The 22,234-nt window shown below is 42.8% G+C and carries 23 protein-coding genes; 9 read left to right on the top strand and 14 right to left on the bottom strand.

Annotated features, from left to right (window positions below; genetic code table 11):
- Nucleotides 1-121 precede the first annotated feature (121 nt).
- On the top strand, nt 122-1,576 hold the full coding sequence (locus tag NCCP2331_RS00955; RefSeq protein ID WP_251667881.1) for a protein adenylyltransferase SelO: 1,455 nt from the start codon (nt 122-124) through the stop codon (nt 1,574-1,576).
- Nucleotides 1,577-1,716: 140 nt separating this feature from the next.
- On the opposite strand, the gene NCCP2331_RS00950 is transcribed toward NCCP2331_RS00955, so the two are convergent.
- From NCCP2331_RS00950 to NCCP2331_RS00930, 5 genes are all read right to left on the bottom strand, one after another.
- The gene (locus NCCP2331_RS00950; RefSeq protein WP_251667879.1) at nt 1,717-2,655 is read right to left on the bottom strand and encodes an ABC transporter permease; all 939 of its coding nucleotides are present in this window, start codon (nt 2,653-2,655) and stop codon (nt 1,717-1,719) included.
- On the bottom strand, nt 2,633-3,559 hold the full coding sequence (locus NCCP2331_RS00945) for an ABC transporter ATP-binding protein (RefSeq protein ID WP_251667877.1): 927 nt from the start codon (nt 3,557-3,559) through the stop codon (nt 2,633-2,635). The genes NCCP2331_RS00950 and NCCP2331_RS00945 overlap by 23 nt, the downstream gene beginning before the upstream one ends.
- 81 nt (nt 3,560-3,640) lie before the next feature.
- A complete protein-coding gene (locus NCCP2331_RS00940; protein WP_251667875.1) occupies nt 3,641-4,312 on the bottom strand; it encodes an ABC-2 transporter permease in 672 nt (223 codons plus the stop codon).
- Nucleotides 4,309-5,169: an ABC transporter ATP-binding protein gene (locus NCCP2331_RS00935; protein WP_251667873.1), complete on the bottom strand. Its 861-nt coding sequence runs from the start codon at nt 5,167-5,169 to the stop codon at nt 4,309-4,311. The genes NCCP2331_RS00940 and NCCP2331_RS00935 overlap by 4 nt, the downstream gene beginning before the upstream one ends.
- A 5-nt stretch (nt 5,170-5,174) precedes the next feature.
- Complete coding sequence (locus NCCP2331_RS00930; RefSeq protein WP_251667871.1) at nt 5,175-5,546, bottom strand: GntR family transcriptional regulator; 372 nt, start codon at nt 5,544-5,546, stop codon at nt 5,175-5,177.
- 237 nt (nt 5,547-5,783) lie between these two features.
- Here NCCP2331_RS00930 and splB point away from each other — a divergent pair, with 237 nt between their 5' ends.
- Entirely contained in the window at nt 5,784-6,812 is a 1,029-nt protein-coding gene (gene splB / locus NCCP2331_RS00925; RefSeq protein ID WP_251667869.1) for a spore photoproduct lyase, read from the top strand.
- A 15-nt stretch (nt 6,813-6,827) separates the two neighbouring features.
- On the opposite strand, the gene abc-f is transcribed toward splB, so the two are convergent.
- Complete coding sequence (abc-f, locus tag NCCP2331_RS00920; RefSeq protein ID WP_251667867.1) at nt 6,828-8,378, bottom strand: ribosomal protection-like ABC-F family protein; 1,551 nt, start codon at nt 8,376-8,378, stop codon at nt 6,828-6,830.
- 347 nt (nt 8,379-8,725) lie between these two features.
- On the opposite strand from abc-f, the gene NCCP2331_RS00915 reads away from it, so the two are divergent.
- Entirely contained in the window at nt 8,726-8,953 is a 228-nt protein-coding gene (locus NCCP2331_RS00915) for a group-specific protein (RefSeq protein ID WP_251667866.1), read from the top strand.
- Nucleotides 8,954-8,984: 31 nt separating this feature from the next.
- Here the strand turns inward: NCCP2331_RS00915 and NCCP2331_RS00910 are convergent, their stop codons facing one another.
- Both NCCP2331_RS00910 and NCCP2331_RS00905 read right to left on the bottom strand, forming a co-directional pair.
- Entirely contained in the window at nt 8,985-9,137 is a 153-nt protein-coding gene (locus tag NCCP2331_RS00910) for a hypothetical protein (RefSeq protein ID WP_153721604.1), read from the bottom strand.
- A 75-nt stretch (nt 9,138-9,212) separates the two neighbouring features.
- Nucleotides 9,213-10,127, bottom strand: coding sequence for a patatin-like phospholipase family protein (locus NCCP2331_RS00905; protein WP_153721605.1), 915 nt, complete (start codon nt 10,125-10,127; stop codon nt 9,213-9,215).
- 163 nt (nt 10,128-10,290) lie between these two features.
- Here NCCP2331_RS00905 and NCCP2331_RS00900 point away from each other — a divergent pair, with 163 nt between their 5' ends.
- The 6 genes from NCCP2331_RS00900 to NCCP2331_RS00875 all read left to right on the top strand — a co-directional run bounded on the left by NCCP2331_RS00900 (nt 10,291) and on the right by NCCP2331_RS00875 (nt 16,488).
- Entirely contained in the window at nt 10,291-10,620 is a 330-nt protein-coding gene (locus NCCP2331_RS00900) for a DUF378 domain-containing protein (protein ID WP_153721606.1), read from the top strand.
- Between the two features lie 162 nt (nt 10,621-10,782).
- On the top strand, nt 10,783-12,777 hold the full coding sequence (locus NCCP2331_RS00895) for a methyl-accepting chemotaxis protein (protein WP_251667865.1): 1,995 nt from the start codon (nt 10,783-10,785) through the stop codon (nt 12,775-12,777).
- A gap of 150 nt (nt 12,778-12,927) precedes the next feature.
- Entirely contained in the window at nt 12,928-14,343 is a 1,416-nt protein-coding gene (locus NCCP2331_RS00890) for a VWA domain-containing protein (protein ID WP_251667864.1), read from the top strand.
- Between the two features lie 114 nt (nt 14,344-14,457).
- Nucleotides 14,458-14,982, top strand: a complete 525-nt coding sequence (locus NCCP2331_RS00885) for a sigma-70 family RNA polymerase sigma factor (RefSeq protein ID WP_251667863.1) — start codon at nt 14,458-14,460, stop codon at nt 14,980-14,982.
- Nucleotides 14,975-16,300, top strand: coding sequence for a DUF4179 domain-containing protein (locus NCCP2331_RS00880; RefSeq protein ID WP_251667862.1), 1,326 nt, complete (start codon nt 14,975-14,977; stop codon nt 16,298-16,300). The genes NCCP2331_RS00885 and NCCP2331_RS00880 overlap by 8 nt, the downstream gene beginning before the upstream one ends.
- A gap of 8 nt (nt 16,301-16,308) precedes the next feature.
- Nucleotides 16,309-16,488, top strand: a complete 180-nt coding sequence (locus NCCP2331_RS00875) for a hypothetical protein (protein WP_251667861.1) — start codon at nt 16,309-16,311, stop codon at nt 16,486-16,488.
- A 154-nt stretch (nt 16,489-16,642) separates the two neighbouring features.
- Here the strand turns inward: NCCP2331_RS00875 and NCCP2331_RS00870 are convergent, their stop codons facing one another.
- From NCCP2331_RS00870 to NCCP2331_RS00845, 6 genes are all read right to left on the bottom strand, one after another.
- Complete coding sequence (locus NCCP2331_RS00870) at nt 16,643-17,404, bottom strand: purine nucleoside phosphorylase YfiH/LACC1 family protein (RefSeq protein ID WP_251667859.1); 762 nt, start codon at nt 17,402-17,404, stop codon at nt 16,643-16,645.
- A gap of 69 nt (nt 17,405-17,473) precedes the next feature.
- Entirely contained in the window at nt 17,474-18,130 is a 657-nt protein-coding gene (locus tag NCCP2331_RS00865; RefSeq protein ID WP_251667857.1) for a GntR family transcriptional regulator, read from the bottom strand.
- A gap of 49 nt (nt 18,131-18,179) precedes the next feature.
- Entirely contained in the window at nt 18,180-19,691 is a 1,512-nt protein-coding gene (locus NCCP2331_RS00860; protein ID WP_153721617.1) for a tripartite tricarboxylate transporter permease, read from the bottom strand.
- A gap of 29 nt (nt 19,692-19,720) precedes the next feature.
- A complete protein-coding gene (locus NCCP2331_RS00855) occupies nt 19,721-20,161 on the bottom strand; it encodes a tripartite tricarboxylate transporter TctB family protein (RefSeq protein ID WP_153721618.1) in 441 nt (146 codons plus the stop codon).
- 71 nt (nt 20,162-20,232) lie between these two features.
- Nucleotides 20,233-21,210, bottom strand: a complete 978-nt coding sequence (locus tag NCCP2331_RS00850; protein WP_194841090.1) for a Bug family tripartite tricarboxylate transporter substrate binding protein — start codon at nt 21,208-21,210, stop codon at nt 20,233-20,235.
- 18 nt (nt 21,211-21,228) lie between these two features.
- Entirely contained in the window at nt 21,229-22,188 is a 960-nt protein-coding gene (locus tag NCCP2331_RS00845; protein ID WP_228551043.1) for a 2,5-dihydroxypyridine 5,6-dioxygenase NicX family protein, read from the bottom strand.
- Nucleotides 22,189-22,234: the final 46 nt, after the last annotated feature.

Below are 22,234 nucleotides of genomic sequence, written 5' to 3'. Positions count from 1 at the left end.
TCTCTGACAGTTCATTATGTCTACTGTCATCGGTCTGGATCGTAGAAGTGGACATTTGGCTATGATTCAAGGACGATAAGATCAGATCTATCATATGTCTAATGAAATGAAAGGAGAACATATGAATATACAACATCCTATTGGCTGGAATATGAAAATGAGTTTCCGTGAGCTACCGGAAGCGTTTTATTCGGAAGTGGAGCCAAACATTGTAAGTTCACCGCAAATCATTTTGCTGAATGATGAACTTGCAGTTACGCTTGGACTGGACACAGAACAATTGAAGACAGCAGACGCAGCAGCTGTTTTTGCAGGCAATGAAAAAATCGAAGAAATCGAACCGATTGCACAGGCGTATGCTGGCCACCAATTTGGGAACTTTACGATGCTCGGAGACGGACGGGCCCTGCTGCTTGGGGAGCAGATTACACCTCAGGGAAATCATGTGGATATTCAATTGAAAGGTTCTGGTCGGACTCCGTATTCCCGCGGAGGAGACGGCCGTGCAGCGCTGGGCCCGATGCTTCGCGAGTATATGATCAGTGAAGCGATGCATGGATTAGGAATTCCGACGACACGCAGTCTTACCGTGACAGTGACGGGAGAGACGGTATTGCGTGAAACTGCATTGACAGGTGCTGTGTTGACTCGTGTAGCCGCTAGTCACTTGCGAGTGGGAACATTTCAATATGCGGCTGCCAGGAAAGTAACGGAAGATCTTCAGTCGTTGGCTGATTATGCCATCAGACGTCATTATCCGAAAGCAGCGAATGAAGAGCAGCCCTATCTTGCTTTGCTTGGAAACGTCATAAAAAGACAGGCTTCATTAATCGCAAAGTGGCAGCTGTTCGGTTTCATTCACGGCGTCATGAACACAGACAATATGACAATCAGTGGTGAAACAATTGATTATGGGCCATGTGCCTTTATGGATGTGTACGATCCGGCAACTGTGTTCAGTTCAATTGATGTACAGGGGCGTTACTCGTACCGAAACCAGCCGGGCATTGCAGAGTGGAATTTGACGAGGTTGGCCGAAACATTATTACCTCTGCTGCACGATAATCAGGAAGAAGCTGTAAAGCTAGCTGAAAGTAAGCTTTCCGAATTTGCCAGATTGTACGTGACGGTCTGGATGAATGGCATGAGAGCGAAACTTGGTCTGTTCAACGAAGAAGAGCAAGATGAAACACTTGTGAAAGATTTATTGGAATTGATGAAAGAACACCAGGCAGATTACACGAATACGTTCCGCTCATTGACGCTAGGCGAGTCGGAAGGACTGTTCAGCACACCAGGATTTATTGAATGGAAAGAGCGCTGGACAGCGAGACTGCAGCGGCAACCGAATGACAAGGAAGCAGTGAAGCGAATGATGAAACAGCATAATCCTTCCGTGATTCCAAGAAATCATCGAGTGGAAGAAGCATTGCAGGCAGCGGAAGCGGGTGATATGGGGCTCTTTATGAAGCTGCTGAGCGTGCTGGAAAATCCGTATGCTTATACAGCGGAACAGGAAGAATATATAGACCCGCCTGCAGACGGAAGTTCTTTTCAGACGTATTGCGGGACATGAAAAAACTATCGGGGGCGATTGGTGCGGCAAACTGCTTTTTTGACGTGCTGCTTTGCTGGTTCGATAAAGTTTTATTAGAAAAAGCTGTTTTGAAAGTAATTTCACTTCCAAGACAGCTTTTTTTGATGAGAAGGCAGGCATCATGCAGTAATATCCCGTTTCGTAAATACGGTATAGCTGATCAACAAGAAAATAACCAGGTAAACCGTCAAAACAGCGAGTGAGAACGGCATAGTGATTCCATCCACAAATACTGAACCGCTTTCATACATCGTCAAGTCCATATGTGTGAACAACAGATATTTTACAATTTCATACTGTGAAAGCAGCAGAACAACCATATTACCTGTAAAGAAAATAAACAGAGATAGACCGATGGCCATCCCGTTTGAACGGAAGACACTGCCGATCATGAAAGCAAATGTGGCCGTAATGATGACGTTGACGAAAGCCAGAACAAGCATATACAAGCCATGCCCCCAGACAGATACCGAAACAACCGCGTTGCCGTCCCACTTCAATTCCTGACCCGCTCCTGCAGGGAACAGAATATACGCACAGATCACGGTGACTGCAAATCCGATAAACATTAGCAGGATACCGAATAATAGAACCGTCACGTATTTAGACGTCATGATCTTCCATCGTTTGACAGGCCGCGTCAGCAACATCTTAATCGTTCCCTGGGAAAATTCGGAGGCGACAATTCCCGCTGCAACAATGACGGTAAGCAGTACGACAAGACTGCCGATGCCTACCGGGTTAATGATCAGCGATTCCCGGCCGTCTTCAGCAAGCGGCGGGATATCATTCGCCAGCCGGTATTCCAAAATCTTAACAGTTTCTTCATTCTGCTCTCGTTCCATCTCCGGCAGACCGCGTTCAATCGCTTCCTTTGTATATTGTAATTGCTCCTGTGTGTTGGCTTTCCAGTCAGTATGCTCGGTCGTATTCTGATTGTTTATCCACTTCGTCAGCGCCATCAGACCGATGACGCAGGCAATCAGCAGAACCGTCATGATCCATGTCCCTTTTTTAGCCCACAGTTTCATCCATTCATTTCGTATGAGATTCAGCAATCTGTCCGCCTCCCGTCATTTCCAGGAATTGATCCTCTAGTGTTTTGCGGTGCGGCTGTACAGCGAACACTTCGATTTCATTGGCAGTCAGCAGCTGGATGATAGATGGCACCTGACTTTTCTCAGCCGGCATCACCAATCCTACAGGAAGTGATTCCACTGTAAAACCTTTTGAAATCAGCAGCTCCTTTGCTTTTTCGGCAGGGGATAGTTCCAAATAATAATGAGACTGTACAGATACCGACATGTCACGTATATCGACGAGGCGGCCGTTTTGGATCACCGCAATCCGGTCACACATTAATTCGATCTCTGAAAGCATATGGCTGGAAACGAAGACAGATACTCCTTCCGTTTCAGCAATGACCCGTAAGTGTTCACGGAATTCCCTAATGCCTGCAGGGTCCAGTCCGTTTGTCGGTTCGTCCAGGATCAAGAACTTTGGCCGGTGAAGCAAAGCCTGTGCCAGACCAAGACGCTGCCGCATGCCGAGGGAATAAGTGGACACTTTTTCGTGAATCCGCTGTTCCAGTCCGACTTGCCGGACGACTTCATCAATTCGCTCTTTGCTGATATTTTTCTGCATGCGTGCGAAGTGCAAAAGGTTTTTATAGCCGGACATGAATTTATACATCTCGGGATTCTCTACGATAACACCGACTTTCGCCAGACCTTCTTCAAAGTCCTCAGAAAGCGGCTTGCCGTCTATTAGAATTTCGCCGCTCGTCCGCTTCATCAGTCCGACCATCATCCGGATCGTCGTCGTTTTGCCTGCTCCGTTCGGCCCCAGAAAGCCGGTGATTTGGCCGGGATATAAAGACAGGCTCACATTATCAATGATTTTCTTGTTTCCAATGACTTTCGTCAGGTTTTGTAATTCGACTATTGGTTTTATAACATACATCCTCCTTTTACTTGCCTCAAATGAATTTTGTACTCTAATAACTAACGATTTCTATTTAAAAAAGTTATTGGATTTAGAAAATTACGCATGATCAAAATCCGTTTTGCGGACAATTCGGAACGATAATAATATAGACAGCCATGTCAGCAAAGCGCTGACCAGAAGGACTGAGAATGCGACTGTCCATTGGTTAGCGGTAACAAGCTCCGCTGTTTTCAGAAAGAAATTTTGTTCTGCGACCATCCTCGGATTTTCCATGATATTCAGTATGATTCTGAACGACATCATACTAAATAAAGGCAGTATGATGGTCAAAGAAGTTGCCAATACATAGCCCGCTTTGAATTGCAGGGGATAGAACAAAGAAATAATAATGAAAAAGCTGCCGAGCGCGATAAGCAGTTCAGGTATCGTCATCATTCTGGTAGGGAAGGGGGCAAACGTATCGAACAGGAAGATGTAAGCCAGAACGGCTGCCGCGGACAGTCCGAACCACATGAGACCTGCCGCATACTTGGCCAGTACAAATTGTTTTCTTGTAACCGGCAGACTGTTCACTAGGACAGATTCTTTTTCGAAAGCCTTATTGCAATTGGAAATAGCTATGAAATAAGCGGTGAAAATCAGCAGCAGCACATGACGCACAGGCTGGCCGTCCGTGAAAAAGTTTGTAAATATGATAAACCACAGGACGGCAAGGAAATAAGTACTCGCCTTTTGCGTATATAAATCTTTTCGTATCAAAGCGTTCATTCGGATCTGCTCCTTCCTGTGTAATACATGATGTCTTCAAGACTTGGTTTTTCCGTAAGAAAAGGCTCCAAACGCTCCTGAGGGATTTCCGAAGTATCCGCCAGACAGTCAAATCCGACATCTGTTGCGCGCATGCCAATCACAGACAGTCCTTCAAGCAGCCCGCGTTGCTCCGATTTGCCTTTCACTAACACATAGCGCTCTGTAAATTCATCTTTTTCCCCTTGAAAGATAATGCGCCCCTCATGAATGAAAATAATGAAATCTGCTATTTTTTCCAAGTCAGTCGTGATGTGAGTAGAGAAGAAAATCGCTTTTTCCTCGTTCTGTATGAGATCCTGCATCATATCGAGCAGCTCCCGGCGGACAATCGGATCGAGGCCAGCTGTCGGTTCATCCATGATAATAAAATCAGGGTGATGTGACAGAGCCATCGCAAGTGCAAACTTCATTCGCATTCCCTTCGATAAATGTTTGACGCGTTTCGCTTTATTCAGTTTGAATTTTTGCAGATAGCGATAGAAAAGTTCGTCATCCCACTGAGAGTAAAAAGGGGCGAGAATCTTTTTGTTTTTCTCGATGGTTAGATCTTCATAATAAAAGTTTGCGTCGTAAACAAAACCGATGCGCTCCTTAATCTCGGCAGTATGGCTGCCGTGTGACTCGCCAAACACCTGTATTTCTCCTTGATCGATTTTGATCAAATCCATCAGACAGCGAATGGTCGTCGTTTTCCCCGCACCATTGGCTCCGATGAATCCGGTAATGAATCCCTTTTTAATGTCAAAGCTGAGGCCATTCAGCGCAAAACCATCGAACCGCTTCGTCAGGTTTCGTACTTCCGCTATATTTTCCATTTTTTTCACTCCTCGTGCAGCAATGTCAGCATATGAATTAGTTCCTCGAGGCCTACATCAAACGCCCGGCTGTCTTCTATGACGCTGGCTAGCTGTTCTTCAATTTTTTTCAACTGTTCTTCTTTCAAAAGTTCATGGTTCTGCGCAGCGACAAAGGAGCCTTTTCCGGGAAACGTCTCAATCAGGCCATCTCGTTCCAATTCTTCATAAGCTTTTTTTGTCGTAATGACACTGATCTGCAGATCTTTTGCAAGTTTTCGAATGGAAGGCAACGCTTCCTTCTCTTTCAGCTCTCCCAGCAAGATCTGCTCCTTCAACTGGTTCTTAATCTGCAGATAAATCGGCTGATTCACCGAATTGGAGATGACGATATTCAATACATCACCCTTTTCTTTAGTAAACTGTATATGCACAGTATATACGGTCGATGCAGTGGTGTCAACAATAAAAAAGGGAGCTGCATAAGAAGTCAGCTAACTGAATTCTTGTGCAGTCCCAATTATGTTGAGGCGTTCCTAGTTTTAAATTGCCAGAAGTATGAGCTGTCTTCCTTATAATCTAATTGAAATGGCTCACACTACAGAAAATCAGATATGCGAGGAGATCATGCTGAAATGAACAAACCTTTCATTCCGCAGTTAGTCTACTTTGAACCGAATGCCTTGGAATATCCGCTCGGACAAGAATTGAAACGTAAATTTGAAGCGATGGACATTGAAATCCGCTATACGACTTCACATAATCAAGTGCGTAATCTGCCCGGTGAGACAGATGCCCAGAAATATCGCATTGCCAAGTCCACATTAGTCGTCGGTATCCGAAAGACATTAAAATTCGATACTTCCAAACCGTCTGCGGAGTATGCCATTCCGCTGGCGACAGGCTGCATGGGCCATTGCCATTACTGCTATTTGCAGACGACGATGGGGACCAAGCCGTATATCCGGACGTATGTGAATGTGGAAGAAATTTTAGAGGCTGCCGACAAGTATATCGAAGAGCGTGCACCGGAAATCACTCGTTTTGAAGCGACTTGCACTTCCGATATCGTGGGCATAGATCACCTGACTCATTCATTAAAACGGGCGATTGAGCATATCGGCCGGACTGAGCTTGGCCGTCTGCGATTCGTAACGAAGTTTCATTTTGTCGATCATTTATTAGATGCGGAGCACAATGGCAATACTCGCTTCCGTTTCAGCGTCAATGCGGATTACGTTATCAAAAATTTTGAACCCGGCACCTCCCCGCTGGATAAAAGAATCGAGGCAGCGGGGAAAGTGGCACGGGCGGGCTATCCGCTTGGTTTCATTGTAGCACCCATTTATTTGCATGATGGCTGGGAAGAGGGCTACCGTCATTTATTTGAACGCCTCGATGAAGAACTGCCGCAAGACGCCCGGGATGACATCACTTTCGAATTAATTCAGCATCGATTTACAAAACCGGCTAAGAAAGTCATAGAAAAAAACTATCCCAAGACGAAGCTTGAGCTGGATGAAGAAAAGCGCCGGTATAAATGGGGGAAATACGGAATCGGTAAGTATATTTATCCGAAAAATGAGGAAGATCAGATTAAGGGCAGGCTGTACAGCTATATCGATGAATATTTCCCGAATGCGAAGCTGGAATATTTTACTTGATCTTTAATTGCAGCGTTAGGATTTCACATTTTTGATTAGTTGTAATAATTCATTGAATCGCTTGTCCAGAGCCTTATATTGCGGATCTTTCGGTGTCATAAAGGATAGTTTTCCTAACACGGCTTGTTTTTCTGTTTCTAGTGCAAGCAGTTCTTCATTTGTATTGTTCACAGCGTTAGGTAAATGAAGGGTTCCGTTTTTAATTATGACATTTCTGGTTGCGATTTTCTCACGAAAGAAATGGTCATGTGAAACTAATAGTATGGTGCCTTCATAAGCAGCTAATGTTTCTTCCAGCTGCTTACGTGAGGCGAGGTCAAGGTGATTGGTTGGTTCATCCAATATCAGCAGATTTCTATCCTCAAAAATAAATTGGGCAATTTTGAGTTTAATACGCTCGCCCATACTTAAATTATTAATCACTGTGTGCCAGTGAGCATCGCTGAAACCTAAAAGGATAAGCTGTGTACGAATCTGGCCTTCTTCATCAAAGTTTTCATACGAAAAAAATTCGGCAACAGTTTGCTGAAGGGGGAGGTCAAAAACGGATTGAGATAAATAACCTGTATTAGCCGATTCAGAAAGCCACAGTTCTCCCTGACTCACAGTACTAGCATAAATCGCACGCAGTAGAGTAGACTTTCCGGCTCCGTTGGCACCGAGTATTGCGATTTTTTCGCCGCGTGTCACTACCAGGTTGATATCTCGTAATACTGGATAAACCGCACCTTTTTTTATCTCCAGTATCCGTTTGCCCACTGTTTGTTCCGTTTTAATGGAGAAGTGAATGCTTTGTTCTTTACTTACCTTTTCCACACGATGTTCCTGCAGCTGCTGTTCCAGTTTTTTTCTTTTTGATTTCACTTGCTGATCTGCACGTTTGGCCTTGGTGCGGTAATACTCCTTCGCACCCATTGCTTTTGGATGGTGCGAAGCCGTAGATTCCTTATGCATAGTGGCGGACCATTTTTTCAAATCGTCCATCTGCTGTTCGACATGCGCTATATTTTTTTGTTGGACAGCATATGCGTGTTCCTGGCTGTCGCGCTGTGCTTTACGCCAAGATTCATAATGACTGTAATTACCAGGCAATACATCTATTTTACCATCAGTAATTGCCCAGATAGTTGTCGTGATTTGATCTAAAAAGAAGCGGTCATGCGAAACAATGAGCCAAGTCTTAGAACTTGCTGTAATTATTTCAATTAATTTTGTTACACTGGCCTCATCCAAGTGATTAGTTGGTTCATCAAGTAAAATAATAGAGGCGCCTGATGTTAAAGCCTTGGCTAACCGTATCTTTAATTGCTCGCCTCCGCTTAATTCCCTGTAAGCAAAGTGAGGTACTCTCCAATCACTCAGAAGAGCCAACTCTTCAGATGTATAGTCCAGTTTTTCATTTTGTGTTTCTTGCTCCACAAGGGAGCTCGTTTTGATGGCTGCGTGTAGTTGATGCAGTAAGGTAGATTTGCCACAACCATTCCTTCCTATAATTCCAATTACTTCACCTTTTTTAATGGATACGTTTTTTTCTTCGAATAAACGATGCGATACCGTGATTTGCATAATCTCTCTCCTTTTGTTTAGAAAGAAAAAAATCCCTCTAAACGAATAGTTTAGAAGGATTAGCCATGTGTAAAAAACACACAATTATTGTGCGGGCGGCAAAATGTACAGACTAATCCTATGGTGTTGAAAGCGAAAAAATATTCGTTTCATTCATTTGCCATAGATTAGTTATCCATCGTCCACCCGTCACTCCGATCTTGTAATAGTAGAATTAGTATAGTAGGCAATCTCTGAATTGTCAAATTAAGATAAAACTTTTGAGACTGGCAAAGGTTCAACTGGCCAAGCGTTATTTCAAATTGTCTAAATACTGTGATAAGCTGGTGCAAAGGGAGTGTAGATTAATGGGCAGATGTACAATAGATCATTCACAAGAAGACACGCTGAAAAAGCTGCAAGAACAGCGGGATTATTTACCGGTAAGTCTAATGGAAAGCTGTGAGATTTTTTTGAGAAGGCCATTGGGACAGGAGACATTGAATGAGGTGTTTCATCTATTGAAAAAATATGATTTGGCAACGGAAAAAGAAAGACTGGAGCGGGATCAGCAGCTTGAGAAACTGCTTAGTTGAGTAAATAGTGAAATCAACCGGGTGTAATGTATTATAACTCGCCCAGCAATAAAGCAATTGCTGATGTAAGCAGCTTGATGTCTTCAAGGATAATGCTTTTGATATCGGCGGGTGCAGTATTGTATTCGTCTGTCAGAAGTTGAAGTTCTCGGCTGAGAATGAAACTCTCTTTTATATTATTCATAATCGCGACCCTCCTTATAAGTCAATTTACCCGATACAAAGCGGTTATAAACTGAATATCAGTCAAATATTTCATTTAGATGACATTTTGCTGTCTGACTAACTGCAAACGATTGGGGGACCAGGTCCGCAGAAATTGTTTTGTCCGGTTTCTTCCGATCGTAAGCAGTTCTTCCATTTGCTCCTCTGTCATGTCAAATTGTGTGGCGCTGTAATCATCGACCGGAATGAAGATGATGTTTTGTTCGTGCTCACGGGATATATATTTTTCATCATGTGCATTTTTCATGGTGGAGAACAAAGCTTCAAATAGCTGTAACGCGTTATGGATGGTACGCCCCGGCATGTCTTCTTGGCGCCGGCTTAATTTCAGCCCGATCACCGGACGCTTTTTTGATTTCCTATCGTCAAAAATCCACATGGGAAAGTTACTGAGCACGCCGCCGTCTACAACAATAGTGCCTTTCGGTGCGTCGAGACGGACGGGTTCGAAAAAGTAAGGGATACCGCAGCTCATGCGCAATGCTTTGGCGATGGAAAATTTGTCAGGATCATAACCGTATTGCTCTAAATCATCAGGAAGCACCATCATTTTGCCATTGGTCAGATCAGAAGCGACTAACTTTAATGAACCGCTCGGCAAATCGCCGAATGCATAGCAGCCTTTGCGAGCCAGCTTATCGAAAAACCAGTCTTCCAGTGCCTTTCCCTGGTACAGTCCCATCCGCCAATAAAGCGAAACCCATTTCATGAAAGGAAACGGAAGCAGTGTTTTTCTGGGATCAAGGAGTGACTGAAAATCTTCTTCTGCTAAGAGTTCCCCAATATCATCTGCTGTATAACCGGCCGCTAAAAAACTGGCCAATATGGCGCCAGCACTTGTTCCGGCTACTTGTTCAAATTGATAACCCTGTCTCTCCAATTCCTGTACAGCCCCGACTAATGCAAATCCTTTCAATCCGCCGCCTGAGAACACTCCGTCAATGCGCACATCATCCCTGCTTTCATTTGTAGTCTTCTTCTACTGTAGAGCTGCACACAATGAAATAGAACCGAATCCTCATGAAAGATGCATGAAAACGCCCGATTGGCGAATCATAGGAAAGAATCTTCATCATTGGATTCAATCATGTGATGCCGAGGAGGTGTATGGAATGAGTATGTTTATGCGGGTTGCATTGGCTTTGGTCATTATAGGTGCTCTTAACTGGGGACTGATCGGATTTTTCAGCTTTGACTTGGTAGCCACTATTTTTGGAGGACAGAACACTCTATTGGCAAAGATTATTTATGCGGTAGTAGGGCTTAGCGGCTTAGCTGCGATAGCACTGCTGTTCCGTCCGGATGAAGAGGCGGAAGAAGCGGTTAGAACAAACCGGGACACAGCCAGAAATATGGATTACAGCACAGAATTCGGTGATGAGCCGGACTTTACCGACGTACGCAAGGATACCAAGCAGAATGATAGTAAGAAAAAGCAATAACTATCATATGGTATAACAGCAGTCCCCTTTACTTTAGGTAGAGGGGATTTTTCTTTTTTAAAATATAATATTTTTAAAAATATTTGAAAAAAACTAAAGTTTTGAGTCCTTTGACCGATAACTAACTTGTATAACATTATACACGGATAGGGAGAATAGTACATGAAAAGATCAATTAAAACAAAAATCATCACCACTTCTATGGTTCTGTTTTTCTTAGGAGCCACTGTAATGACAGTTTTTAGCAGTTCGGCTGTACAAAGTAATTCCTTTGAAAACAATGTGGAAGCAAGTGCAGCGATTGTGAATGAAATGAGTCGTTCGATAGAGAAATACATAGGGCAATTCGAGAAAGGTCTGGATCAGTTAGCAAAATCATCAGACTTCGAAGGGTATAAAAGTACTTCCGCTCAGTTTAAATCGACCACGCAGCAGCCGCTCCATGAAGAATTACAGGACTTTTTAGATGTCTATGACCAAACAACTTTTATTTATTATGCGACACCTGATAAAAATATGCTTCATGTTCCGTTTATTGAAATGGAAGAAGGATTTGATCCAACAAGCAGAGGCTGGTACATAGGAGCTGAAAAAGATCCTGATTCAGTATTTTGGACAGATCCATATATAGATGCAGGAACGAATGAATTGGCTATTACAGGTGCAAAAGCAGTTGTAAGAGGCGGAAAGGTTGCCGGGGTAATCGGTATCACACTGGATTTGTCCACATTTACATCAGAACTGGAATCAACCGATTTGGGTTTCAATGGTTATCCGATTATGCTGGACAATACAGGCACAGCTATTTCACACCCCACTCTTCAAGGGGAAAGCGTCATGGATTTTCCTTTCATTGCCGAACTGTATAAGGAAAATAAGAAACTAGGCATCCTCGAGTATGTATTAGATGGCAAGGATCACTTAATGGTCTATTCTACACTCCCTGATTTGGGTTGGAAAATCGGTGCGGTTTATGACACGGAGAACGTGAACGCAATGGCATCCAAGTTAAGAATCTCCATGATTGTGATTACCGTACTTACACTGATCATCATCGCTGCTTTCTTATACGTATTGATGTCCAGAACATTGAGACCGGTAAGTGCGCTGAAAAATCTTATGGCCTCTGTCGCACAAGGTGATTTGACTGTCCGTTCCGTTAATCAGTCGAAGGACGAATTTGGTGATTTAGGAAATTCATTTAACACGATGGTCGAGAATATGGACGAGATCATTACAGTGGTCAATCGATCTTCAGAAGATGTCAGAATGAATTCAGAGAGTATGAGTGCTGTGGCGGAAGAAACCAGTGCTTCCAGCTCAGAAGTGGCTCATGCTGTTCATGAAATTGCAAAAGGTGCATCAAAATCTGCTGAGGACGCAGAAGAGGTCACTGCCCAGGCAGAGTTATTAGGCGACCAAATCAATGAAATTGCCAGCCGCTCTCAACAGATGACGGAAATGGCCCAGCAAGCCGGTGTGATGAACACGAGAGGTTCCAGTCAGATGAGGCAGATGCAGGGTTCATTCACAGATTGGGAAGACGATTTGAAATCTATGTTCAGCGTAATCGGCAATCTTGGAGATAAGGTGAAAGCAATCGGCAGTGTCATGGAAACTATAACCGGCATCTCTTCTCAGACTAATCTGCTGGCGTTAAATGCAAGTATTGAAGCTGCCCGCGCAGGAGAGCATGGAAAAGGTTTTGCGGTAGTGGCTGATGAAGTACGAAATTTGGCAGAGCTATCTGCCCGCTCTACAGACGAAGTCAAGGTAACTGTGCTGGAGCTACAGGAAGAATCCAGAATGGTTACGGCCCAAATGCAAGAGACAATGGATAACTTTCATCGTCAAAGTGGTGTCGTGGAAGATACAGAAATGATATTTGAAGACATCTCGAAAATGATGAGCGGTATGCAGGAGTCAATTGATGATGTATTCCGTCAAGTGCAGAGCGTGTCAGAATATAAAGAACAAGTGGCACAAACCATTCAGATGATGGCTGCAACTTCTCAGGAAACAGCAGCAGCGTGTGAGGAAGTGAGTGCATCAACAGAAGAGCAGCTGCGCGCTACCCAATCAGTAACGGATTCAGCAATGAAACTGACCGAGCTCAGTGAAGAACTGAATGACGCAATTGAAAAGTTTAAGATTTAATATAAATTCAGAAAGGCGTTGACCTAGTCAGCGTCTTTTTTACTATGTAATGAAAGTTGTAGTGGAAAAGTCAGGAAGTTCTACATAGAAACCTCTTCGTCTGTCAAAACGTAAATAGAGTACAGATAGTTACGAAGGGAAGGGGTCGGAATGACACGCAGAAAGATCATGTTCTTATTTATTACATGCAGTTTCTTACTGATGGCAGCTTGTTCCAATCAAACAGAGGATCAGCAGATTCAGGATTCTGTTGCTGCAAATACAGATGATCAAGAAGTGACAGAGGAAAACGGAGGCGATAATTTTCCAACTGCTGCACAAACCATTGAGGAGTTGATGGAACAGCCTCCGGGTACATTGGTGGAAGAATTCATGGATCCTGATATTGAGGCATCGCGGACGGTTAATTTCGTTCATTACCTCCGTTTTTATGAAGATACGTTTAAGAGTGTAGTGGAGAATGATTTGCCAGGCTATTTTAAAGAGCATCCGGAAGCAGATGCTGACCATGTCTATAATTATCTGGTGTATACACTTGGTTCAGGCCAGTACAAGAAGTACTATGAGCAGCTGAAAGATTTCGATCATGGCTATATCATGCCTGAACTGCCGGATGGAGAAGATGAAATTGAACGTGCGAAAGCCCAAAAGACCAATATTGTTGTCTTGATGGATGCGAGCGGCAGCATGAAAGCCGAAATCCAGGGGGAAACGATGATGGATCTGGCAAAAGATGCAATTGATCAATTCACCAGCGGATTGGATAATACGGTGAATATTGCATTATTCGCTTATGGTCATAAAGGAAAAGGCACGGAGGCGGACCGTCAGTTGTCGTGTGCATCTATAGATAATCTGTATCCGTTAAATGCCTATAATGAAGAATCGTTTCATGAAGCATTGAATTCATTTCAGGCAAGCGGATGGACGCCATTGGCAGGTGCTATGGAAAAAGCGCGCGAGTACTTGTCTGATTATGATCGAGAACAGCACCGTAATATCATCTACATCGTCAGTGACGGCGTAGAAACTTGCGGCGGCGATCCGATGAAAGCAGCGAAGCGGCTGCATGACAGTCAAATTGAAGCCAAGGTCAACATTATCGGTTTTGACGTTGATGATGAAGGCCAAAACCAGCTTAAGCAAGTGGCGGAGGCAGGGGGCGGTCAATATGCGACGGTTCGAAACCAATCAGAATTTGAAGAAGTGCTGATCCATAAATGGCAGCCCAGCCGTATGCAAGTGATTACCCAGCAGGGTGTGAAACTGCAGGACTCTGTCTGGAAAATGGAAGAGCTGATTGATTTATATGGCCGGCTGACCAATCTTGCGACGCGCGAAAGCCAAAGAATTACAGATGCTGCCTCTTTCCTGCGCAATGAAGGGTATATCAGCGATGAAGCAGCGGATGAAGTAATTGAAACAGCAAAGCAGCAGCAAGAGATGCGAAATACACATTTTGAAGAACTGAAAAACCAGAAAAATGATGAAGCTGAAGCGGCAAAAGAAGAAATTGATGAGGCAGTGAATGAGTGGAAGGAAGAGTGGTCTGGGGTATTGGAATAAAATTAGATGTCAACGGGACCCCGAGTGATGACCGGGGTCCTTATTAATTTCAAAAACAGTTGAACTTTTTCAGGTTTGCGCAGTCTAATGTATAAGAAGCGGGGGTGGGACTGAATGGAAACAACAGACAGAGAGATACAAGTAAGAGCGATTGCAGGCGATGATGAAGCCTTTCTCGCGCTGATGCAGTTATATAAAGAAGATCTTCTGCGGACGGCTCTTGCGTTCTTGCGGAATGAGCATGACGCTCTGGAGGCGCTGCAAGAAGTGACATACCGTGCTTATAAAAAGATTCACACAGTAAAAAATCCGGCTTTTGTCAAAACGTGGCTGATCCGCATCATGATGAACTATTGCCAGGATCAATTGAAAAATAATAAGCGATTTACATCGGATAACGCCGGTATATATGCAGCAGGAAAAGAAGATGTCTCATACCTCGAAATGCAGGAGGCGCTGGCTGGATTATCAAATGAAGAGCAGCAGTTAATTTATTTGAAATATTTTCAGGAAGTAAAAATCAAAGATATCGCACAGCTGGAGAATATCCCGGAAGGAACAGTGAAATCGCGGCTGCATAAAATTTTGCGGACACTACGATCTTATTTTGAAGAGAAGGGGGGAACCGGACATGTATGAGAAGGAAGAGGAAAAGTTGAAGAAGTTGAAAGAGCAATTGGACAGTCGCCCCCTGCCTTTGACTGAAGCTGATCAGGCAATTCGTGAAGGAATGGAGCGGGCGAAGCGGGAAACTCGGCAGGTACGGAAAAGACGCAAGCGGTTCTATGGCACTGTCGCGGTTGTTGCGCTGCTGCTTTTGACGTTTGTTACTTCGATCCGTGTTTCTCCTGCGTTTGCGAATGCGGTGGCTTCCATTCCAGGAATGGAGAAATTCGTTGAACTCATCTCAATGGACAAAGGTCTCGATGCAGCGTTTCAAAATGATTATTATCAGCAGATCGGAGCTTCGCAAACAATCGGCGATCTGACACTTACAATCGACGGAGTCATTTTGGATGAATCAGGAATGAATGTGTTCTATACGATTGATTCGGAGCAGTTGCTGGAACGTATAAGGATAGAAACTGTCGATTTAGAAATGGAAGGAGGCATGCCGGAAGGAAGTGTTTCATACGGTTCGCCGCAGGAAGAGGATGAAAAGGACCGAAAGTATACAGATCGTATAGATTTTCATTTTGTAGATCCCTATCTATCGCAAAATCTTTCATTCGATTTGAAAGTGGAGGCGCTGGTGAGTGGAGAGGGTACGGCGTTTTCTGTGCCGTTTACTGTCCCGGAGAAAATAAAATCCAGCGAAGTATATACATTGAATCAAGAAGTCGAAATTGATTCACAAAAGTTTACAGTGGAAACTGTCACCATTTCGCCGCTGCGGGTGGGAGTAAAGATTGTGCTTGATCCATCTAATCGCATGAAAATCCTTAATTTTGAAGATATGAGGCTGGAAGACGAAAAAGGAGAAGTTTGGAGTTCTATCAAAAACGGCACCACGGCTTTTGGTGAAGTGGACGACAGCAGACGAACATATTTCCTGCAAAGTAATTACTTCAACCAGCCGAAAAAGCTTTATTTACGCATGAACAAAGTGCAGGCAGTCAGGCAGGAAGATGCAGTTGCGGAAATTAACACCGAAACAGGAGAGTGGCTCAATCAGCCGGCCGATCAGAAAATCGAGCTGGTGGAATCAGATAAATATCATGTGGAACTCCGGATGCCAAGCGAAGGGGAGAACGGCGTGCATTATGATTTATTCAGCTCAATAACAGATTCGGCAGGAAAAGAAGTGAACAAAACATCCACCGGGATGTATACAATAGACGGTTTCGATCACTGGAATATCAGCTTCAGTCCGACTGATCACCAAAATCCGCTGAAGCTGGAGCTGTCTGCCTATCCAAATTACCTGGAAGGCGATGTGAAGTTGGAGCTGAAGTAGGGTCGGGGATGCTGCGGAATGCCGCTGGTGATCATGAACTTGGTGCGTGCGCTCATAAAAATATGCTCGTGCTCATTAACTTTCCTCTGGTGATCATGGCGGTCCTTCACGTGATCATGGAGCTTTCGAATTTGATCATGGAGTTGCTTCGTGCGCTCATAGAGAGCAATTGGAGCTTTGCAGGATAAGATTGAACGTGCGGCTGACGGCTGTTTTGGTTCGTTCGTCAGGGAGTTTGGTTCGGTGCCGGCAAACTTTGGCGCTTTTGCTGCTTTAATTCAACTAAATGAAAACAGGGCTGTTCCGGAATGAGATTTCTCTCCCGGAAACAACGCTGTTTTTTCATGCTTTTCTCTGAATAAAACTCACATGACGTCCCGCTTTCCTATCCTCACGATAAGAAAAACCTTCAGCACTCTGGAATGTGCAGGTGCGGTCAATTGTTATGTTCTCAGCAGGAATTCCGGCCAGTTCACACTGCTTTTGCACCGTCAGCTGATTATCAATATGGTATTTATTTGTCGTTGCATTATATTCTATAAATTCATCTGCATAGCCGAGATCATGGAATTTTATATAGACATCTTCATCGACTTCGAACTTTTCCTGACTGAGCGCCGCACCGATCTGCACGTGTATACGCCGAGGATCGCATTGTTCCTCCAGCTGCAAATGACGGAATAATTTCAGCGTAATTTCCTTCACTGTTCCTTGCCAGCCGGAATGAATAACCCCGGTCAACGAATTTTCATCGCTGTAAAAAATAACAGGCACACAATCTGCTGTCAGAGTGCAAAGGACAATACCCGAATCAAATGTATACAGCGCATCCGTCTCCGGGATGGCGGTTTCCCGGTCATCCGCTCCGCGTCCCCGGTCGCCTTCTGTCACACGATGAAAATTCGCGCTATGTGTTTGATTGGCGAAGACGAAATCAGCAGGCGAACATCCAAGGAATCCCGCCAGCTGCTGTCGGTTGCTGCGGACATGATCTGCAGATTCACAGGCGTGGAGTGCCATGTTGCCGTTTTCGGGTTCAGCCTTGTCTTTCATCGTCATGCCTGCCAGCAGTCCTTCATTTTCAATGTAGGTGTTTATTTTCATAGACCAGCAACTCCTTTATTCGTAGTAATAGTAAAAAGACGACTAGTTAGAAGTCGTCTTATATTAAACTTATTTAGCTAAGTGATTCTGAATATAATTGAAACCATTTCTGACGTGAGACTGCATCGCAAGTTTTGCTTGTGTTTTATCCTTTTCTTCAATAGCTTTTACAATCTCCATATGTTCTTTATAGATTTCGTTTCTTCTTTCATCGTTAAAAGAAGATATATTTCTATTATGATAGATGACGTCGTTCAACTGTACAAGCAGATTGCTTAGCGTGTCATTATCGGCATATCTCAAGATGGTATTGTGTATCGCAGAGCTGAGTTCAAAGTATTCAGAAGAAGAAGTGGTCTCTACTGAGCGCTCTACAAAATTATAGAGTTCACTTATCCCGTTGTCATCCATATTATCAATAGCCAAGTCGACTGCCAAAGCTTCCAAAGACTCTCTGCATGTATACACATTAGCTAACTGCTTTGTAGTGAACTCTTGTACAATCGCACCTCTCCAAGGTATGATCTTGACCAAACCTTCAGAAGCAAGTCTCCTGAAAGCTTCGCGTACTGGAGTGGTGCTGACGCCTAATTGCTCGCTTACTTTGGTTTCTGTGAGTCGTGTTCCCGGTGCTATGTCTCCTTCGACAATAGCTACTTTAATGTTCTCATAAACCATGACATTTAAGGGCTGACGTCCAACAGTTTTAATATTTTCAATGCTCATATAATATTCCTTTCATTTGCTTTAGTCGTAGATTCATGAAACAACGTGTTTAAGCTTTTTGTGTTTTCATGAAAATGCGCTTAAAAACAGGGTAGAAAACAATAAGTGCTATGAGTACTAAAAATAATAAAGAAACAGGTCTAGTGATAAAAATACCAAGTCCAGACTCAGACATGATTAAAGACTGTCTTAACGTATTTTCAGCTAATGGGCCTAGCACTAAAGCTAAAACAAGGGCAGCAGGAGAGTAGCCATATAATTTCATGAAAAACCCTATGACACCGAATATTAGTAATATCCATATTTCGATTATACTATGATTTAAGCTGTAAGTCCCAATTAAGCATAAAGAGATTATTACAGGTATGAGAAATCGATATGGCAATTTAACAATCATCAAAAAGAATGGTATAGCAACTATATTGATCAGAAGTAAAATTGCGTTTCCAAAATACATACTTGAGATAATACCCCAAGCAAAGTCTGGTCTTTCAATCATTAGTAAAGGACCAGGCTGTAAACCGTACATTAAGAACGCTCCTAAAAGAATGGCAGTTGATGCGGAACCTGGGATACCTAAAGTCATTAATGGCACCATAGCTCCAGATGTAGCACCATTATTCGCAGTCTCTGGCGCGATTAAACCAGGCAAATGTCCTTTACCAAATTTCTCAGGTTCTTTTGATACTTTCTTTTCAATTGAATAAGAGAAGAAAGAGGCAATTGTTGCACCTGCACCAGGCAACACTCCGGTTACAAAACCAATTATAGAACCTCTTAAAAATGTGAACTTTGCTTTCATCAATTCTTTCCAAGAAGGCCAGTTTTCCTTGCTTCTTAAAGAAAGATCTAAGTTTTCTAACTTTCCATCTTTATGGGATCCAGAGTATACCCTGAATAATAACTCTCCAATTCCAAATAACCCTATTGTAACAGGAATAAAACTGACACCGCTGATTAGCTCAGGTGAACCAAATGTGTATCTTGGGGTTCCTGTGATAACATCCACTCCGACGGTTGCTACTGCAAGTCCAATTAACGCCGAGATAAAACCTTTCAATTTGCTGTCATCAGTCATCCAAATTAGGGTGAGTAACCCCATGATCATCAACATGAAATATTCAGGTGGACCAAATTTGAGAGCTACTTTAGCGAATGTGGGTGCTAGAGTGAAAATTAGTATAACGCCAATTGTACCACCTACAAAGGATGCGATTGCCTGTACAATTAATGCCTTTCCGGCTTTTCCTTGAAGCGTCATGGGATAACCATCAAATGTACTTGCTACAGCTGCGGAATCCCCAGGAGTATTAATTAATATGGAGGTTGTAGCACCGCCGTATTGTGAACCATAATAAATACCTGCCAGCATAATAATAGCTGAAGTTGGGTCCAAGGTGAGCGTCAGAGGTAATAAAATGGCTATTCCAGCTGAAGCCCCAAAACCAGGAATAATACCAACAATCATTCCAATGAAAGCGCCTACAATGAGAAGCAGCATATTCATCGGTGTCAATACAACAGAAAAACCTTGAATCAGATTAGTGATTATTTCTTGCATGATATCACTCCTAACAAGAGAGTATGAATTTAAAAGATATTTTCAAAGAAGCCTTGAGGCAATCCTGTTTTTAAAAGAAATTCAAATAAAATAAAGATTGAAAGTGGAATTGTAAGTCCCAGTATTATATTTTGCTTCAACTTATTTTCATTAAATAACAGAAGAACTACGAACATAAACAATATAGTGGACAGCAATGCCCCTAAAATATTAAAAATAGCTATGTAAACAGTTGTAACAATTAATAACTTGAAGAAAATAGATATGTGTAAGAGGGAAATCTTTTCTTCACGATTACCTTTATAATTCTTGATTAAATCAAATGCGATTAAAATAATAAGTGTTATGCCGATTACGATAGGAAAAAAACCACTTCCGGGTATATCATTTGAAAAGAATTTAAACGTAAAGGCTATGGATAAGTAGAAGCAGGAAACAACTAATAAAAAGATCGTAAATATATTTTTCATTTCAAGCTGGACTCCTTTCCTGATAAGAAAACTCTGTCTTCTGTTTCAAAAAGACAGAGTTTCTATAATAATTATTGGTTCGCTGACTCTAATGAATCTTTAAATTTCGTGTTAGTTTCTTCAAGGAACTCTGAGAAATCATCGCCATATAGTATATAATCAGACATCCCGTTTTCTAGAATGTATTTTTTCCACTCGTCCGTCTCTGCTACCTTTTTCATGGCTTCAATCCACCAGTCTTTTACTTCATCATCAACATCAGCAGGAAGAACTACGCCGCGCGGTTGTGAAATATTCACGTCGTATCCTAGTTCGGTAAAAGTAGGCACGTCTTCCAATTGCTTTAATCTCTCAATTCCTGAAAAAGCTAACGGCTTCATAAGATCGCCTTCAATTTGTCCCATTGAACGAGCGGGATTACCAACAATAGCATCTAAACTATCGGATAATAATGCACTAGTAAGTTCGCCGGCTCCTTGAAAAGGAACGTAGTCAAAATCAAAACCTGCTTCTGTAGCAAAAAGATTAGGAACAATCATTTCATCACTAACTTGTCCAACTCCGCCAATTTTCATCTTCTTGCCACTTTTTGCTGCTTCAATAAAGTCCTCCAGAGAATCATATTTAGACTCACCTTTAACTAGGAAGAATAAGTCATCAGCGCCCATTAACGCAATTGGTGTAAAAGAATCGTAACTGAAAGCAGTTTCAGAAACTAGAGGGGTAGTAAAGAAGCTTCCACTTGTTGGACCTACAAAGTAAGGATCACCTTTTTTGGTCTCCAAGAACCCCCAACCAACTGCACCACTACCACCTTCACGGTTTTCAATCTTAATACTTTCTGTATAAATATCTTCTTTTTGCATGATTTCCATAATTTTTCTCAGGTATAAATCTGTACCGCCACCGGGGCCAAAAGGTATTACAACATTTAGTGTTTTAGCAGGGTATTTATCGTTACTGCTTGCTTTACCACTCGTGCTGTCTGAGCACGCTGCAGTCATTATAGCAACTGCCAATACGATTGATAGAGTCAGAAACCTTTTCATATTCATACCTCCCTGGTTTTATAAGAGAACGTTGCCGTTTTCTATAATAGTTACACCATCCGCAACGAGTGTTGTTTCAGTCATGATCAAATCATAGTGACATGCCGCTTTAACTGTTCCGCCAAGTGTAATACTTGAACCAATTCCGATATGAACCGATCCGAATACCCCTTCATCTTCAAGCATCAGACCGTTAAATTTACAACGTGGATTTAATCCTACCCCAATTTCTGCAATGTTATAGACATTCGGATCATTTTTAGAGGCTAAGTTGTCAGCCAGTATATGCGCTTCAAAGCCGCCTTCAATATTAGTGATCATGCCATCTTCTACGGTACAAACGACTTGTTCTTTCAAGATGCCGATTCCAATGTAGGGAATACTTGCGTTAGCAACAATCTTTCCATTTGCAGATCCTTCTAATGGAGATACGTTGGCTTCAATAGTTGGTACAGGCGCAAATTGTCCGCTCTTTACCATTCCAGTCATCGAGTTGCTCTTACGGCCAGTTGCAGACATCTTTAAATCAGTTCCATGAGTAGTAGTCAAATGAATTTCTTTTGCATTTTCCAAAGCTCTTCCTACTGCTTCACAAGTCGGAGCTGCTTTTGGGAAGTCTGCAAGAACTCCACTATCAATCAGCATATGATCTTCAAATTGTGTCAACATGATTCCTCTAGAACCATTTTCAACTGCATTTTTAACTGCATAAGTATGAGTGATTGAAGTAAATACCGCACTGATAAATACATCGCTTTCTTTCATTGCAGCAGCAACAGTTGCTGGTGGTTCGCTACTGTCTGACGTTCTCGGCATAATAATAGAGATTGTTGGCTCTGCCCCAACTGCTGTAACGGCGGACGCGATACTTTCTGCTATTGACATGGTCTTTGGTTCCGTAATGATGACAACGCTTTCATTTTCCTTAATATTTGCACAGACTTCGACGACTTGTTTTGCACCCTTAGACATTAACATACTTTTCAAAATATCCAACTCCATATTCTATAGTATTTGTTTCTTT

The sequence above is a fragment of the Sporosarcina sp. NCCP-2331 genome, from assembly GCF_023707945.1.
Taxonomy (GTDB): domain Bacteria; phylum Bacillota; class Bacilli; order Bacillales_A; family Planococcaceae; genus Sporosarcina; species Sporosarcina cascadiensis.
This window is presented reverse-complemented; position numbering and strand designations above follow the sequence as displayed.